The 15819-nt window shown below is 65.5% G+C and carries 15 protein-coding genes and 1 pseudogene; 2 read left to right on the forward strand and 14 right to left on the reverse strand.

Annotated elements, in window-relative coordinates; genetic code table 11:
* From H1B27_RS27845 to H1B27_RS27870, 6 genes are all read right to left on the reverse strand, one after another.
* A partial coding sequence (locus tag H1B27_RS27845; protein WP_512699750.1) for a TP0910 N-terminal domain-containing protein occupies positions 1-1046 on the reverse strand: 1046 nt, incomplete at its 3' end.
* 55 nt (positions 1047-1101) lie between these two features.
* Complete coding sequence (locus tag H1B27_RS27850) at positions 1102-1896, reverse strand: ATP12 family chaperone protein (protein ID WP_197968299.1); 795 nt, start codon at positions 1894-1896, stop codon at positions 1102-1104.
* Between the two features lie 152 nt (positions 1897-2048).
* A complete protein-coding gene (locus H1B27_RS27855; RefSeq protein WP_197968300.1) occupies positions 2049-2345 on the reverse strand; it encodes a hypothetical protein in 297 nt (98 codons plus the stop codon).
* Between the two features lie 45 nt (positions 2346-2390).
* On the reverse strand, positions 2391-3605 hold the full coding sequence (locus tag H1B27_RS27860) for an RluA family pseudouridine synthase (RefSeq protein ID WP_197968301.1): 1215 nt from the start codon (positions 3603-3605) through the stop codon (positions 2391-2393).
* A gap of 52 nt (positions 3606-3657) precedes the next feature.
* On the reverse strand, positions 3658-4995 hold the full coding sequence (locus H1B27_RS27865; RefSeq protein ID WP_197968302.1) for a replication-associated recombination protein A: 1338 nt from the start codon (positions 4993-4995) through the stop codon (positions 3658-3660).
* Positions 4992-6398: a DegQ family serine endoprotease gene (locus H1B27_RS27870; RefSeq protein ID WP_197968303.1), complete on the reverse strand. Its 1407-nt coding sequence runs from the start codon at positions 6396-6398 to the stop codon at positions 4992-4994. The genes H1B27_RS27865 and H1B27_RS27870 overlap by 4 nt, the downstream gene beginning before the upstream one ends.
* A 312-nt stretch (positions 6399-6710) precedes the next feature.
* Between H1B27_RS27870 and H1B27_RS27875 the strand changes: the two genes are divergently transcribed.
* Positions 6711-8324, forward strand: coding sequence for an OprO/OprP family phosphate-selective porin (locus H1B27_RS27875; RefSeq protein ID WP_061877029.1), 1614 nt, complete (start codon positions 6711-6713; stop codon positions 8322-8324).
* Between the two features lie 42 nt (positions 8325-8366).
* Here the strand turns inward: H1B27_RS27875 and H1B27_RS27880 are convergent, their stop codons facing one another.
* The gene (locus H1B27_RS27880) at positions 8367-8744 is read right to left on the reverse strand and encodes a winged helix-turn-helix transcriptional regulator (RefSeq protein WP_197968304.1); all 378 of its coding nucleotides are present in this window, start codon (positions 8742-8744) and stop codon (positions 8367-8369) included.
* Positions 8745-8865: 121 nt separating this feature from the next.
* Here H1B27_RS27880 and H1B27_RS27885 point away from each other — a divergent pair, with 121 nt between their 5' ends.
* Positions 8866-9879 carry a zinc-binding alcohol dehydrogenase family protein gene (locus tag H1B27_RS27885; RefSeq protein WP_197968305.1) on the forward strand — a complete coding sequence of 338 codons (1014 nt, stop codon included), beginning with the start codon at positions 8866-8868 and terminating at the stop codon, positions 9877-9879.
* A gap of 57 nt (positions 9880-9936) precedes the next feature.
* Here the strand turns inward: H1B27_RS27885 and hisC are convergent, their stop codons facing one another.
* The 7 genes and pseudogenes from hisC to rpsK form a co-directional block, all read right to left on the reverse strand.
* Positions 9937-10995 carry a histidinol-phosphate transaminase gene (gene hisC, locus H1B27_RS27890; protein WP_197968306.1) on the reverse strand — a complete coding sequence of 353 codons (1059 nt, stop codon included), beginning with the start codon at positions 10993-10995 and terminating at the stop codon, positions 9937-9939.
* The gene (locus H1B27_RS27895; protein WP_197968307.1) at positions 10992-12317 is read right to left on the reverse strand and encodes a chloride channel protein; all 1326 of its coding nucleotides are present in this window, start codon (positions 12315-12317) and stop codon (positions 10992-10994) included. Before H1B27_RS27895 ends, hisC begins: the two co-directional genes overlap by 4 nt.
* A gap of 55 nt (positions 12318-12372) precedes the next feature.
* Positions 12373-12669, reverse strand: a complete 297-nt coding sequence (locus H1B27_RS27900; protein ID WP_197968308.1) for a DUF1330 domain-containing protein — start codon at positions 12667-12669, stop codon at positions 12373-12375.
* 10 nt (positions 12670-12679) lie between these two features.
* Positions 12680-13692: pseudogene (locus tag H1B27_RS27905) on the reverse strand (SDR family NAD(P)-dependent oxidoreductase).
* Positions 13637-14053, reverse strand: a complete 417-nt coding sequence (gene rplQ / locus H1B27_RS27910; RefSeq protein ID WP_061876877.1) for a 50S ribosomal protein L17 — start codon at positions 14051-14053, stop codon at positions 13637-13639. Before rplQ ends, H1B27_RS27905 begins: the two are co-directional and overlap by 56 nt.
* A gap of 144 nt (positions 14054-14197) precedes the next feature.
* Positions 14198-15229: a DNA-directed RNA polymerase subunit alpha gene (locus tag H1B27_RS27915; RefSeq protein ID WP_061876878.1), complete on the reverse strand. Its 1032-nt coding sequence runs from the start codon at positions 15227-15229 to the stop codon at positions 14198-14200.
* Between the two features lie 112 nt (positions 15230-15341).
* Positions 15342-15731 carry a 30S ribosomal protein S11 gene (rpsK, locus tag H1B27_RS27920; protein WP_007603045.1) on the reverse strand — a complete coding sequence of 130 codons (390 nt, stop codon included), beginning with the start codon at positions 15729-15731 and terminating at the stop codon, positions 15342-15344.
* Positions 15732-15819: the final 88 nt, after the last annotated feature.

The raw sequence follows: 15819 nt of genomic DNA on the forward strand, positions 1-15819 counted from the left end.
GGCGTCGCATGTGCGGCAGCCTCGAAGACGTGGCCATCCGGTACGGCCTTGTTGGACCCCGGCACGTTGCCGGTCAGGCGCGGCAGGTTCTGCGTCGCTTCTTGCAGCAGGCTTGCGGCAAGGCCGGCGGACATGATCCGCGATGTCGCCGCCTGCGAAGCCCCGCCGGCGATGTCGGCGAGCACGGCAGCGGCGGGATTGGCGCGGCCCGGCGTTTGCGGCTGTTGCGCGATTTCGATTGATGGCGATGCCGCCTGCGCCGTCCCGGCGGCCGGAGCCGGTGCGATGCCGACCTGCGGTGTCCCCGCAGCGCCGGCAGGAATCGAAGCGCCTTGCGTCTGTGGTACGGCCCTCTCAATCGTGGCCAGCGCCTGCCGCAGCACCAGAAGCGCCGCCTTTAGATCTGGCATTGTGCCTGACGACGGCGTCGCGCCTGCGGCGAGCGAAGCCTCGAGGAACAGACCCGACTTCTGGAATGCGGATTCGATATCGCCGCCGACAAGCCCTGTATCGAGCGGCGTCTGCTGCGCCAGCACGGCCAGCACCGCCTGCTTCAAGCCCGCGGGCAGATCGCTGCCGGTGACGACGGCGGCCAGATTGGCAAACAGCGGCGCCTGGCTGCCCTGCCTGGTGACGGCATCAGCTGAAGCCACCGTGACGGCGACTTGCTCCGGAGGTGTCAGCGTGTTGCGCACGGCGCCCGCCGACGACGCAAGCGGTGGGCTCCCCACCAGCGAGGCCGCACGCGGCGTCAGCGTGACCACGTCGGCGGCCCCCTCGCCCGCCCCGCCCACGACGGCAAGGCGGACGGTGCCGTCGTTCCGCGACACCGCCAGCTGGAGATTTTGCCCGGGCGACAGCGCGATTTCCGACATCACGTCGAGCGATAGATTTGCGATCGCGATCCGCACCAGACTGTCGGCGAGGACGCTGACGACTCTCGCATCGACGACACTGCCGGCTTGAAGCACAAGATCGGGCGTCGCCGCATCAGCCGAGGGGCTGGCGGCGCTGACGGGAGCAATGGAAGTGACCGGCGTCGGCATCTCAGCGGCCTCAGGGAGCGCCGACCCACCGTAACGCCGCGTCGTAAACCTCTCGTTAAGGACCTGTGGTCCCGGCCGGGCTTGCGGCCGCCAGCACGGCCACGGCGGCCTCGAAATCCCTGAGGCGGATGGCCCGGCGGCTGGCTGCCTCCTCGTCCACGCCCCATTGCTCGGCGTTCCAGTCCTCGTCGACATGGGCGGCGGCCCAGACCTGGTTGGCGTCCCGTGCGCCATGGGCGAGTGCTAGCGCCAGCAGCGCCGAGCCGGTCAGGGTCGTCACCACATGGAGGGCGGCGACCGACCAGGCATCCTGCGGCAGCGCGGCGCGAGCCGCCCGAAGCGCCTGGTCCGGCTGCTTCACATGCATGATGCCCTCGGACAGGATGAAATGCGCACCCAGCGTCTCCGCCGCCCAGAACAGCACGGGATCCCAATGCGCTGCCTCGCGGGCGACCAGTCCCTCGGGATGGCCGGCACGATAGAACAGCAGGTCGGACTCGAAATATCTGGCGAGGTCGTCGCTGACGAGCTCGACACGATCGACGACACCCTCCACCACGCTGTTGGCGATCCGCGTCAGCGGCATGCTCATGGGGTCGATCGTCTCGCCCTGGGCCGCCCATTCCGCGGCCACCGCTTCGGCAAGGTCGCGCGAAGGGATGATCACCTGCCGACCGGACGGCGTACGGATCGGCTTGCCGTCGAGCACGACGGCATACCCGCCATCGGCCTCGCTCACGCTCGCCTCCTTGTAGAAGCGCTTGCGCTGCGGTGGACGCGCCGACCGGCGTGCCGCCTCGCGCGGATCGGGCGGGGTTTGCCCCGCAGCTTCATCGAACAATTCGCGCATCTCGGTTTTTCAGTCTCTGCCGCTGAATGCCAGGCTTTTAGGATAAAACCGGCAGCCGATAAAGCGAGCGGCGGGCATGAGGGAACTTGGCCGGCGTTGCGGCCCTGTTGGCCGGGGCGTTGGCCGCTAGCGGACAGGAGATCCAATCGACCCTAGTTCGCGCATCTGAGCGCATAGGTGCCGCGGTGAGCGGGGCCCAGCCCCGCGCCAGCGGCGTCCTCGAGGCACTTTGAAAAGCGATCACTGAACGAATTACGCGGGAGCGGCCGGTAGTTGTAGCTCGGCTGCGCATCGATCCGCGGCATCTTCGGCACCTCGAGCTTCGGCGGCGGTGGCGGCGAAGGCGGCGGAACGACCTGCGTGGGGCCCGGCAGCACAATCTGTGCCTGAGCCACCTGCCCCAAGAGCAGTGCGGTCAAAACCATGAGACAGAGCGAGAACCGTTTCATGGTCGATATGTTGTGCTCCGATCGCCCCCGTTCAACCTGACTTAACTATTCTTCAGGCGCGTTCTCGATCGGATCAAATCTGGTTGCATCCAGTCCGAGCAGGTTCCACGACTGCTGCATATGCGGTGGCAACGGCGCGGTGGCGTCGATCACGCCGCCGCGCGGGTGCGGGATGACGATGCGGCGTGCCAAGAGATGCAGCCGGTTCTGCAAGCCGCCCGGCAGCTGCCAGTTCTCGATGTTGAAATATTTGGGATCACCGACGATCGGATGGCCGATATGGGCCATGTGGGCACGCAACTGGTGGGTGCGCCCCGTCACCGGCTTCAGCGACACCCAGGTCAGCTTGTTGCCGGCGGTCTCGACCACTGCATAATAGGTCACCGCGTGGCTCGCGCCCTCATCGCCATGCTGGGCGATGCGCATGATGGTGTCGTCCTCGCTCTCTTCCTTGGCGAGGAAGGTCGAGATGCGGCCCTGCTTGGGCTTCGGCAGGCCCGGCACCAGGGCCCAATAGACCTTTCGTGCCGAGCGCGAGCGGAATGCACCGGTCAGATGCGAGGCCGCGAAGCGCGTCTTGGCGATCAGGAGACAGCCCGACGTCTCCCTGTCGATGCGGTGCACGAGCCGCGGCTTCTGGCCCTTGGCGTCGCGCATCACCTCCAGCATTTGATCGATGTGCCGCGTCATGCCCGACCCGCCCTGCACCGCAAGGCCGGCCGGCTTGTTCAGGACGAGGACGTCGTCGTCCTCGTAGATCGTCATCTCCTTCAGCGCCTTGAGCGTCTTTTGCGCAGCGTCCGAGAGCTCCCCGACGACCTTCGGTGCGTCGAGCTTCAGCGGCGGAATGCGGACGCTCTGCCCCTCCTCGAGGCGATCCTTGCTGTCGACGCGCTTGCCGTCGACGCGCAGCTCGCCTTTGCGGACGACGCGCTGGATGTGGGAGAACGACAGGCCGGGAAAGCGCGCTTCGAGGAAACGGTCGACGCGCATGTTGTTCTCGTCCGCCGTCACGGTGACGGTCTGGACCTTGGTCGGCAGCAATGCTTCGACCGGCTTTGCCGGAACGGCCTTTTCCAGCACAGCCTTGGGCGCGCGCCGCTCAGCCCGTTCGCCCGCAAAGCGCGGCGGCTTGCTGCCGGGCTTGCCGCCCGGCCGTGGCCCGGCCTTCTTTGCGCTGCGCGCCTGATGCGGACGCGCGTCCTCGCGCTCGTCTCGCGAACGCGGCCTTGGATTCATTCTCTTGATGCGGCGGCTCATGATTGCCTGCCTAGCCTAAAAGCGGCCATTCGTCACGACGAAATGGTCGCCTCTAGCGCGAACCGCCCCGCTCCTTTCGCAGCTTGGCCCAGTAATCCAGCCGCTTCCTGATCTCCCGCTCGAAGCCGCGTTCGGGCGGATCGTAGAAGGTCTGGCGGCCGAGAGCCTCCGGAAAGTAGTCCTGGCCGGAGAAGGCGTCGGGAGCGTCGTGGTCGTATTCGTACGCTGCGCCGTAGCCTTCCGACTTCATCAGCTTGGTCGGGGAATTGAGGATGTGCTTCGGCGGCAGCAGCGAGCCGGCCTGCCTGGCGACCTGCATCGCCGTGCCGAACGCGGTGTAGACCGCGTTCGATTTCGGTGCGGTGGCGAGATAGACGACGGCCTGCGCGATGGCGAGCTCGCCCTCGGGATGGCCGAGAAAGTCGAAGGCGTCCTTGGCCGCATTGGCGATGACGAGGGCCTGCGGATCGGCAAGCCCGATGTCCTCGACCGCCATGCGCACGACACGACGGGCCAGGAACAACGGATCCTCGCCGGCATCGAGCATGCGGGCAAGGTAATACAGCGCGGCGTCGGGATCGGAGCCGCGCACCGACTTATGCAGCGCCGAAATCAGGTTGTAATGGCCGTCGGCCGACTTGTCGTAGATCGGCGCGCGGCGTTGCAGGATGTCCTGCAACTGCGCGGCATTGAAAATCTCGTCCGCCCGCGCCGAACGCCATACCTCTTCGGCAAGCGTCAGCGAGGCGCGGCCGTCGCCGTCGGCCATGCGCACCAGCACCGCGCGCGCCTCCGCATCGAGCGGCAGCTTCCTGCCCTCGACCGCCTCGGCATGTGCGAAAAGCTTTTCGATCGCGGCGGCATCGAGCGAACGAAACACCAGCACGCGCGCGCGGGACAGGAGCGCCGCGTTGAGCTCGAAGGACGGGTTCTCGGTGGTGGCGCCGACCATGACCACGGTGCCGTCTTCCATCACGGGCAGAAAGGAATCCTGCTGGGCGCGGTTGAAGCGATGCACCTCGTCCACGAAGAGCAGCGTGCCCTTGCCCATCTCGCGGCGGGCGCGCGCGGCATCGAAAGCCTTCTTGAGATCGGCGACGCCGGAGAACACCGCGGAGATCTGTTCAAAATGCAGATCGGTGGCATCCGCCAGCAGCCGCGCCACCGTTGTCTTGCCGGTGCCCGGCGGGCCCCAGAACACCAGCGAGCCGAGCGTGCGCGTTTCCAGCATGCGCGTCAGCGCACCGTCGGGGCCGAGGATATGGTCCTGACCGACGACCTCCGACAGCGCGCGCGGCCGCAGCCGGTCCGGCAGCGGATGCGGCGCCTCGTGGTCGAGCCCCGCCGCGGCAAAGAGAGTCGGCGTCTGCTGTGGTCGCTTCGGACTCATCCGCCCAACGTGACGTTGATCTGCTGGCCGCCGCGCACCAGCGTGATGCGCCAGATCCGCGACCGCTCGCCTGCGGCCTTCTCGAGATCGCCGGTCTTGCTGATCTTCTGGTTGTTGACGGCCAGGATGATGTCGCCTTTCTGGAAGCCGACATTGGCCGCCGCGGTATCGCCGCCGATATCGGTGATCACGACGCCTTCGGTATCAGCGTCCAGACGCAGCTCGTCAGCGACCGCGGGCGTGATGGTCGAGACCTTCGCGCCCTGGAACGGCGAGCGAGCGGTGACGACGAGCTCGCTGCGCCCGGTATCGGGCGCGGTCTCCAGCGCCACGGTCAGCTTGACCGGCTTGCTGCCGCGCTGCACGTCGATCTGCGCGGTGCCGCCGAGCGGACGGGTTGCGAAACGGTAGTCGAAGGCGTTGGGATCATCGACAGTCTGGCCGTCGATGCCGGTGATGAGGTCGGAGGATTTCAGACCAGCCTTCGCTGCGGGGCCGTTGGGCACCACGCTTGCGACCAACGCACCGGTCGGCGAGCGCAGGCCGAGGCTTTCCGCGATCTCCGGAGTCACCGCCTGCAATTTTGCCCCGAGCCACGGCCGCTTCACTGCCTTGCCGCCGCTCTTGGCTGATGCGACGACGACGCGCACCATGTTGGCGGGAATCGCAAAGCCGATGCCCTGCGAGCCGCCGGAGCGCGAATAGATCGCGGTGTTGATACCGGCGAGCTTGCCGCTCATGTCGACCAGCGCGCCGCCGGAATTGCCGGGATTGATCGGCGCATCGGTCTGGATGAAGAACTGGTAGTCGGTGATGCCGACTTGCGTGCGCGCCAGCGCCGAGATGATGCCGTGGGTCACGGTCTGGCCGACACCGAAGGGATTGCCGATCGCCAGCACGACGTCGCCGACCAACAGTTCATCGGAATTCGTGAAATCGAGGGTCGGAAATTTTTCCTTGGCGTCTTTCAGGCGCAGCACGGCGAGATCGGTACGCGAATCCTTCAGCAGGATCTCGGCCTCGAACTCGCGCTTGTCCGACAGCGACACTTTCACCTGGTCCGCGCCTTCGATGACGTGGACATTGGTGACGACGAGACCGGAGGCATCGACGATGACGCCCGAGCCGAGCGAGCGCTGCATCTGCTCGGGCTGCTGACCCGGCACGCCGAAGAAGCGGCGGAAGATCGGGTCGTCCAGCAGCGGATTGCGGCTCTGCACCACCTTGGCGGCATAGACGTTGACGACCGCGGGCTGCACCCGTTGCACGATCGGCGCATAGGACATCCGCAGCTCGGCCGGCGACGACGGGACGCGGCGGTCCTGCGCTGAGGCCGGATTGAAATGGGCCGAAAAGGCTATGCACAAGGCCGTGAGGACGGCGGTCCAGATCGATCGAAACATTCCTACCTCTCGGAAAAGACGCCGGAATATAGGCGCGTTCGCCCCTCAATAGAAGGCCGCCGGGCGGCAATATTCGGCCCTTCGCCGCCGTGTCCGGCATGCAAGGGTGTCGTGCGAATCGGCAATTTGCCCGGGCGGCGGATTGGCATGATGTGCGTCATCTTGCATGGTGGTGTGAAGCGGATTCGGTTGCGGCGAATTTACATCAGTGGGAACCCACGCAACCGATCGCAGCGTCGCGGGGCAGTCATCGATCACACTTAGGCTCTCCGTTCGCGACTTGGGGAAGACAGTCAGATGATGGAGGCGTACGTGAGCACAACACGAATTACGGCTGCAGCGATTGGTCTCGCCGGCGCACTGGCAGCCTCGCAGGCCCAGGCCCAATCGGCAAGCAGCAGCGAGCAGGAGATCGCGCTGCTGAAGCAGCAGTTGAAGATGCTGGAGCAGAAGCTCGACAAGCTCCAGAGTCAAACCGCGGCGAACACGGCGGCCGCGGCGAAAGCCAGAGCCGAAGCGAAGGCTGAAGCGAAAGCCGAAGCGCGTTCGGCGGCAAAGGCCGTCGTTGCCAACGCCAATGCGGCGATTCCGGTCAAGGGGCCGGCGCCGGCATCCGGCGTCGTCGTCACGATGCCGAACAACCGGCCGACGATCTGCACCGCCGATCAGGCCAATTGCGTCGCCATCACCGGCCGCCTGCACTACGATGTCGGCGGCTATGACTATCGCCCCAATACCGCGGCCACCGTGCCGCAGAAGCTCGACAGCGGCCAGAACGTCCGTCGCGCGCGCATCGGCGTCGCCGGCAAGTTCTTCAACGACTGGAACTTCGCGCTGATCTACGATTTCGGCGGCTCCTCCGACGGATTTGGCGGCGCCGCGCCGGGATCGCTGCCGGGCGGCGGCCTCTCCGGCGTCGAGAACGCGTATATCAGCTACACCGGCCTTAAGCCGTTCGGCGGCAAGATGGCAATCGAGGCCGGCATCATGGATCTGCCCTACACGCTCGACGAGGCGACGAGCTCAAACGACATCATGTTCATGGAACGCGCCTCACCCGGTATTATCGCCACCAACATCGCCGCCGGCGACTTCCGCTCCGCGGCCGGTGCGCGCTGGTTCAACGACCAGCTCTGGATCGGCGGCTATGTCACGGGACCGTCGACCGGAGCGATCCATTCCGCCTCGAGCGCTTCGCCGCCCGGCACCAGCGAGCAGTACGGCGCGGTGGCGCGCGTCGCCGGCAACCCAATCAGCGGCAAGGACTATTCGGTGCACATCGGCGCCGACGCGCAATGGCTGATCCAGCCGCCGCGCAACCTGATCGCCAATACGCAGACGGTCACGCTCAGCGATCGCCCGGAATTGCGTCTCGACCCGACCACGCTTGTCTCCACCGGCGCCATCGCCAATGTCTCGGGGGCGCAGGTCTACAGCATCGAAGCGGCCGCGACCTACGGGCCGCTCATCGTCCAGGGCGAGTACTTCTGGTACAACGTCGATCGCACCGCCAATACCGGCGTGCCGCTGGTCGGCGCACCGAGCCTGAAATTCCAGGGCGGCTATGCGCAGGCCGGCTACGTGTTGACGGGCGAGAGCCGGACTTACAATGCCGCGGCCGCGGCCTATCATGGCGTCAAGCCGGCGCATCCGTTCTCGCTCGACGGCGGCGGCTGGGGGGCGTGGGAGATCGCGGGGCGTTTCTCGACGATTGACCTCAACGATCAGCTCGCAACCGCGGCCGGCGTCGCAGGCGGGCGGCAGACCGTCTACACGCTGGCGCTCAACTGGTACGTCAACGGCAACGTCCGCTTCATGCTCGACTATCTGCACGGCACGGTGTCGCGACAGGCTTCGCCGATCTCGACTGCCGATGTCGGCTCGAAGTTCGACGCGGTCGCGATGCGCACGCAGTTCGCGTTCTGACGCTCACCTTTTCCGGGAGCGGTACGATCCGCTCCCGGAGGCTCACGCCGCGCGCTTCGGCTTGCTCACCACCACCGGCGGCGGCGCGCAGGACAGCCGCTCCTGATGGCTCTCGCCCCAGGCCTTCAGAATGTCGATGACAGGCCTGAGGCTCTCGCCGAGCTCGGACAGGCAATATTCCACGCGCGGCGGCACCTCGGCATAGACCTTTCGGATGACCAGCTTGTCCTCCTCGAGCGCGCGCAGCTGCTTCGTGAGCATGCGCTGGGTGATGCCGGGCATCCGGCGGCGCAATTCGCCGAAGCGCTGGGTGCCGCTCTGGAGGTGATAGAGGATCACGCCCTTCCACTTGCCGTCGATCAGGTCCAGCGTCGCCTCGACCGAGCAGCCGGGACGACGGGCAAAATTGCGCCGCTTCATGCGTGTTTTCCCAATAGTATCCAAACAGGGACTATCTCCCCGAATTTACAGTACTTGCCAATTTGAAGCCAGGGCGACAGTTAGAGCGGCAGGCGAACAGCCCATCTGATGGAGACAAGCCATGAAGGCCGTCGGCTACAAAAAATCGCTTCCGATCGAGGATGCGGATTCACTGATCGATTTCGAGACCGCCAAGCCCGAGCCCGGGGCGCGCGACATCCGCGTCGCCGTGAAGGCGATCTCGGCCAATCCGGTCGATTACAAGGTGCGCAAGCGCGCGAGCCCGCCCGAGGGCGAGACGAAGATCCTCGGCTATGACGCGGCCGGTGTGGTCGATGCCGTCGGCCCCGACGTGACACTCTTCAAACCGGGCGACGAGGTGTTCTACGCCGGTTCGATCCTGCGCCAGGGCACCAACGCCGAATTCCACCTGGTCGACGAGCGCATCGTCGGCAACAAGCCGAAGAGCCTGTCGTTCGCGCAAGCCGCCGCCCTTCCGCTCACCTCCATCACAGCCTGGGAATTGCTGTTCGACCGGCTCGGCGCGATACCCGGCAAGAGCGTCGATCCGCGCACGCTTCTGATCACGGGCGGTGCCGGCGGCGTCGGCTCGATCCTGATCCAACTTGCCCGCCGCCTCACCGGGCTGACGGTACTTGCCACCGCGACACGGCCGGAGTCGCAGAAATGGTGCCTCGATCTCGGCGCTCATGCGGTGATCGACCACGGCAGACCGATGAAGGAACAGATCGAGAAGCTGAGGCTGCCCCCAGTCGCGCTGGTGGCGAGCCTGACCTACACCGATCAGCACTACAAGGCGATTGCGGACTTCATGGCCCCGCAGGGAAGGTTCGGCCTGATCGACGATCCCCCGGAATTTGGCATGAGCACGTTCAAGGGCAAGGCAATCTCGGTGCACTGGGAATCGATGTTCACGCGCTCCTCGTTCCAGACGCCAGACATGATCGCGCAGCATCATCTGCTCAATGATGTCGCCGACCTCATCGACAAGGGCGTGCTGCGCACCACGCTCGACCAGACCTTCGGCACGATCAACGCCGCCAACCTCAAGCGAGCCCATGCGCTCTTGGAGAGTGGCAGGTCGCGCGGCAAGATCGTGCTGGAGGGGTGGTAGCCGGCGTTGCTGCGTAGGGTGGGTTGCGCTTCGCTCGTCCAACCCACCCTGCGATGCTCAGCCCAGGATTCGCGACAGCGCCGACAGCAGTCGGTCGGTCTGCTCGTCCGTGCCCACGGTGATCCGCAGGTGGTCCGAGATGCGGGCAGCGCCAAAGTGCCTGACGATCACGGCCTGCTGGCGCAGCGCTGCCGCAAGCGCAGCACCATCGTGGGCGGGATGGCGCGCGAAGACGAAGTTGGCCTGCGATGGCAGCACCTCGAAGCCAGCTTGCTTCAGTCCGCGCGTCAGCCGCTCCCTGCCCTCGATCACGCGAACGCGGCTCTGCTGGAAATAGGCTTCGTCCTCCAGAGCGGCGATGGCGCCGGCTTGGGCGGGCCGACCAAGCGGATAGGAATTGAAGCTGTCCTTCACACGGGTGAGCGCCTCGATCAGGTCGGAGTCGCCGATCGCAAAGCCGACCCGCAGTCCGGCCAAGGCGCGGGACTTGGACATGGTTTGAACGACCAGTAGATTTCGATGGGAAGCCACCAGCGGAATCGCCGTCTCGGCACCGAAATCGACATAGGCCTCGTCGACCACCACGGGCACGTCCGGATGGTCCTCCAGCAGCGCGACGATCTCGCTACGCGACAATGCGATCCCCGTCGGCGCGTTCGGATTGGCGAGGATGATCGCGCCGGCCCGCCGCCGATAGTCGGCCACACGGATTTGCATGGCCTTGTCGAGCGGGACCGTTTCGTAGGAGATGCCGAACAGACGGCAATAGACCGGGTAGAAACTGTAGGTGATATCGGGAAAGAGCAACGGCGCTTCATGCTTGAGCAAGGCGGCAAAGGCATGCGCCAGCACCTCGTCCGAGCCGTTGCCGACGAAAACCTGCTCGGGTCTCACCCGGTGATACGCGGCCAGGGCCGTCCGCAGCGCGGTGGCCTGCGGATCCGGGTAGAGACGCAGCGTGTCGGCGGCCTCGAAGCGGATCGCCTGCAGCGCGCGCGGTGAAGGGCCAAACGGGCTTTCATTCGTGTTGAGCTTGACCAAGTCCGCCATGCGGGGCTGTTCGCCCGGCACGTAGGGTCTCAGCTCATGCGTCAGCCTGCTCCAGAAACGGCTCATCTTCTCTCCGCCTGCGATCGCTCCGGCGGCAGGATCGCCTGCTCGACAAAGCCCTTGGCGAGCGCGTGGTAGATGCCCTCTTCGCAGACCATGCGTGAAACGAGATGAGCAATCAGCGCGGCCGCCATTAGCGGAACGACCATTCCGTGATTGTCGGTCATCTCGGTCACGATCACGAACGCGGTGATCGGCGCCTGCACGACGCCGGCGAAATAGGAGACCATGCCGAGCAGCATGATCGCCCCGAGGGGAGCGTCATGAAAGAACGAGGCAATGTTGCTGCCAAGGCCGGCACCGACGGCGAGCGAGGGTGCGAAAATGCCGCCAGGGACCCCGCTGATCGCGGCGAAGGTCGTGGCGAAGAGCTTGAGGATGCCGAAATCCTGAGGCAGCGGTGAGCCATTCTCGAGGGCCGTCTTCACTTGCGCGTAGCCGGTGCCATAGATCGTATCCCCGGACGCCAGACCGCAGATCGCGACGGCGAGCCCGCAGGCGAATGCGAACCACAGCGGATGGCTCTTGAGCGCGCGCCCGAGCGGATGCCTGACGCCGCGCGCCATGAGGATGACGACGCGGCTGAACAGCCCACCACCGAGGCCGCCAACCACGCCGCAGACCGGAACCGCGAGCCAGTCGGCACCGCGCGCCAGCGACATCGCGCTGCTGCCAAAATAGGTGTAGTTGCCAGTCAGTGCCAATGACGTCAGGCCGGCCGCGATCACGGCAGCGATGATGAGGCTGCTGGTACGCGTCTCGAAGGCGCGGCTCATCTCCTCGATTCCGAACACGATGCCCGCCAACGGTGTATTGAAGGCCGCGGCGACCCCGGCCGCCGCACCGGCCAGGATCAATCCGGGTTGCCGGCGCGGCGACACCCGCGCGATCGCGAACATGACGGAAGCGCCGACCTGCACCGTCGGCCCTTCCCGTCCGATGGAAGCCCCGCACAACAGTCCAAACAGGGTGAGGATCATCTTGCCGGCGGCAATGCGCAGGGACACTAGCCGCGCTCGCGCAGTCTGATCGTTCAAATGGCGCGCGGCGATGGCCTGCGGAATCCCGCTGCCCTGGGCGCCGGGAAACAGGCGGATGGTGAGATAGGCCGATAACATGAAGCCGAGCGGCGTCACCACCAGGACTACGTAGCGCGACTTTGCGAGCAGCAGCCCGAAGGCATCCTGGGCGAGATCGGCGAGTTGCGCCAGCACCACGGCTGCGGCGCCAATGACGATGCCGCCGAGCAGGAAGATCGCCCGCCGCTGCCATCGGGCGGAAGCGATCCTCAACAGCCGCTTGTTGCGTATGAACCGAGCCGTGATCATCCACCGAGTTTTAGCCGGTCACGCCCGGAATTGAAGGGGTCGGGGAACAGACCAGCTAGGCCGGAACCACACCTTCGACGAAGATCAGCCGGCGCTCCAGCGCCGTCCGCCGCAATTTCAGGGCCTCGGCATAGTCCGGCGAGCCGTACCATTCGCGTGCCCGTGCCATCGACGGAAACTCGACGATGATGACGGTCCCCGGCGGCGAGCTGCCCTCCACCACCTCGACGGCGCCGCCGCGCGCGAGATAGCGGCCACCATATTGGGCAATGGTCTGAGCCGCGAGCGTGCGGTAGGCCTCCATCGCGGCTCCGTCCCGCACCTCGACCTCGGAAATCACATAGGCCGCCATGCGCGCCGCCTCAGGCGATCGTGTTGACGATGCCGCCCTCGGCGCGCAGCGCCGCACCGTTGGTCGCGGACGCTTCCTTGGATGCGACATAGACCACCATGTTGGCGATCTCGTCGACGCTAGCGAAGCGCTGGATCAACGAACTCGGCCGATGCTGCTTGACGAAGTTCGCAGCGGCCTCGTCCACCGACTGTTCATTCTGCTTGGCCAGATCCTTGACGAACGTCTCGACGCCCTCCGACATGGTCGGGCCCGGCAGCACGGAATTGACCGTGACGCCGGTGCCGCGAGTGAGCTGCGCCAGGCCGCGCGCGACAGACAGCTGGGCCGTCTTGGTCATGCCGTAATGGATCATCTCGACGGGAATGTTGAGACCCGACTCCGAGGAGATGAAGACGATGCGGCCCCAGTTGCGCTCGAGCATGCCTTTCATGTACGCGCGCGACAGCCGCACGCCGCTCATCACGTTGATCTCGAAGAAGCGGGTCCAGTCCTCGTCCGGGATGTCGAAGAAGTCCTTGGGTTCGAAGATGCCGCATTGTTGATGAGGATGTCGACGTCTGGCAGCGCCGCAACGAGCGCCTCGCAGCCTGCCGCGGTCGAGACGTCGGCGGCGATGCCGCGGACCTTCGCCCCTGCCCCTTCCAGCTTGCGGACGGCCGCATCGACCTTGTCCTTACCGCGCCCGTTGATCACGACACTCGCGCCCGAGGCGGCGAGGCCCCTGGCAACGGCGTGGCCGATGCCGGCGGTCGAACCGGTGACGAGGGCGGTCTTTCCGGAAAGGTCGATGTTCATGCGATGTCTCCATGGATGATGATGGAGATATCGGGAGCGAACTGTGATGCCGCAATCGGGCTCACTGACGCGTGAGGAAGCGCATGTACACGGGCGAACCACTCGCGCATCCCCAAACAAAAACGGCGCCCGGAAAGGCGCCGCTTTCAATTCATAGAAGCTGATCGGCTTACGCCGCCTCGGCTTCCTTCTCCTGCACCGGGCCGGAATCCTGGCCCTTGGCATCGACGTCGCGATCGACGAACTCGATCACGGCCATCGCGGCGTTGTCGCCGTAGCGGAAGCCGGCCTTGATGATGCGAGTGTAGCCGCCCTGCCGGTCCTTGTAGCGGGTCGCGAGCGTGTCGAAGAGCTTCTTGACCATGTCGACGTCGCGCAACTCCGCGATCGCCTGGCGGCGTAGCGACAGGCCGCCCTTCTTGCCGAGGGTGACGAGCTTCTCGACGATCGGGCGAAGCTCCTTGGCCTTGGGCAGCGTGGTGACGATCTGCTCGTGCTTGATCAGCGAGGCCGCCATGTTGGCGAACATCGCCTTGCGGTGCTCGGCCGTGCGGTTGAGCTTCCGATGAACCTTGCCGTGACGCATGTGTGTAGTCCTTCTTCGCTTGTGTCGCGGTGGTTCAGCGACTGGTTTTCAGGTGGGCTTCCTGCGTTCGCCCGGGTCAGCGAGTGGCGAATGGTGAGTAGCGAATAGGATGTCCCTATTCGCCACTCCCTACTCGCCATTCGCTCAGTAGTGATCCTCGAAGCGCTTGGCGAGCTCGTCGATGTTCTCCGGCGGCCAGCCCGGCACTTCCATGCCGAGATGCAGACCCATCTGGGCCAGCACTTCCTTGATCTCGTTCAGCGACTTGCGGCCGAAATTCGGGGTGCGGAGCATTTCCGCTTCGCTCTTCTGCACGAGGTCGCCGATGTAGACGATGTTGTCGTTCTTCAGGCAGTTGGCCGAACGCACCGACAGCTCGAGCTCGTCCACCTTCTTGAGGAAGGCCGGGTTGAAGGCGAGGTCCGGGATGATCTCCTGGGCGACTTCCTTGCGCGGCTCTTCGAAGTTGACGAACACGTTGAGCTGATCCTGCAAGATGCGGGCGGCATAAGCCACCGAGTCGTCCGGCGTGATCGCGCCATTGGTCTCGATCGTCATGGTCAGCTTGTCGTAGTCGAGAATCTGGCCCTCGCGAGTGTTCTCGACCTTGTAGGAGACCTTGCGGACCGGCGAGTACAGGCTGTCGACCGGGATCAGGCCGATCGGCGCGTCCTCGGGACGGTTGCGCTCGGCGGGCACGTAACCTTTGCCGGTGGCGACCGTGAACTCCATGCGGATCTCGGCGCCCTCGTCGAGGGTGCAGATCTGGAGGTCCGGGTTGAGCACGACGACGTCGCCGACGGTCTGGATGTCACCGGCGGTGACGACGCCGGGGCCCTGCTTCTTCACGACCATGCGCTTGGGACCTTCCCCCTGCATCTTGATCGAGATGTCCTTGATGTTGAGCACGATGTCGGTGACGTCCTCACGGACGCCCGCGATCGAGGAGAACTCGTGCAGCACGCCATCGATGTGCACCGACTGCACCGCCGCGCCCTGGAGCGAGGAGAGCAGGATGCGGCGCAGCGCGTTGCCGAGGGTCTGGCCGAAACCACGCTCGAGCGGCTCGGCGACGATGGTCGCGAAACGCGAGGGATCGCTGCCGGGCGTGACCTGGAGCTTGTTCGGCCGAATCAGTTCTTGCCAATTTTTCTGGATCGTCACTGTTTCACCCATACAGGCCAGTCAATTTGAGAGTTCAAATACTGGCGTTGGAGAAAGGCCGCAGATCATTCCCGCGGCTCCTTACAAAAGTCATCGCGGGCGCCGATGCGCCCGCAACTTGGTATCAAACGCGCCGACGCTTACGGGGACGGCAACCGTTGTGCGGGATCGTGGTCACGTCACGGATCGAGGTGACGGTGAAGCCCGCGGCCTGGAGCGCGCGGAGCGCCGACTCACGGCCCGAACCGGGGCCGGCGACCTCGACTTCCAGCGTGCGCATGCCGTGCTCCTGCGCCTTCTTGGACACGTCTTCGGCGGCGACCTGCGCGGCGTACGGCGTCGACTTGCGCGAGCCCTTGAAACCCATCGTGCCGGCCGAGGACCAGGCAATCGTGTTGCCCTGCGCGTCGGTGATGGTGATGGTCGTGTTGTTGAACGACGAGTTCACATGCGCGACGCCGGAGGCGATGTTCTTGCGCTCACGACGACGAACGCGGGTGGCTTCCTTGCCCATTGAGTCCCTTTCCTGAAGATCTCAAACGCCGCCGTAATGCCAGCGGCTACACCTGTGGAACGAAAAGCGCGTGGCGAACGGGTGATCC

This window comes from Bradyrhizobium diversitatis, from assembly GCF_016031635.1.
Taxonomy (GTDB): domain Bacteria; phylum Pseudomonadota; class Alphaproteobacteria; order Rhizobiales; family Xanthobacteraceae; genus Bradyrhizobium; species Bradyrhizobium diversitatis.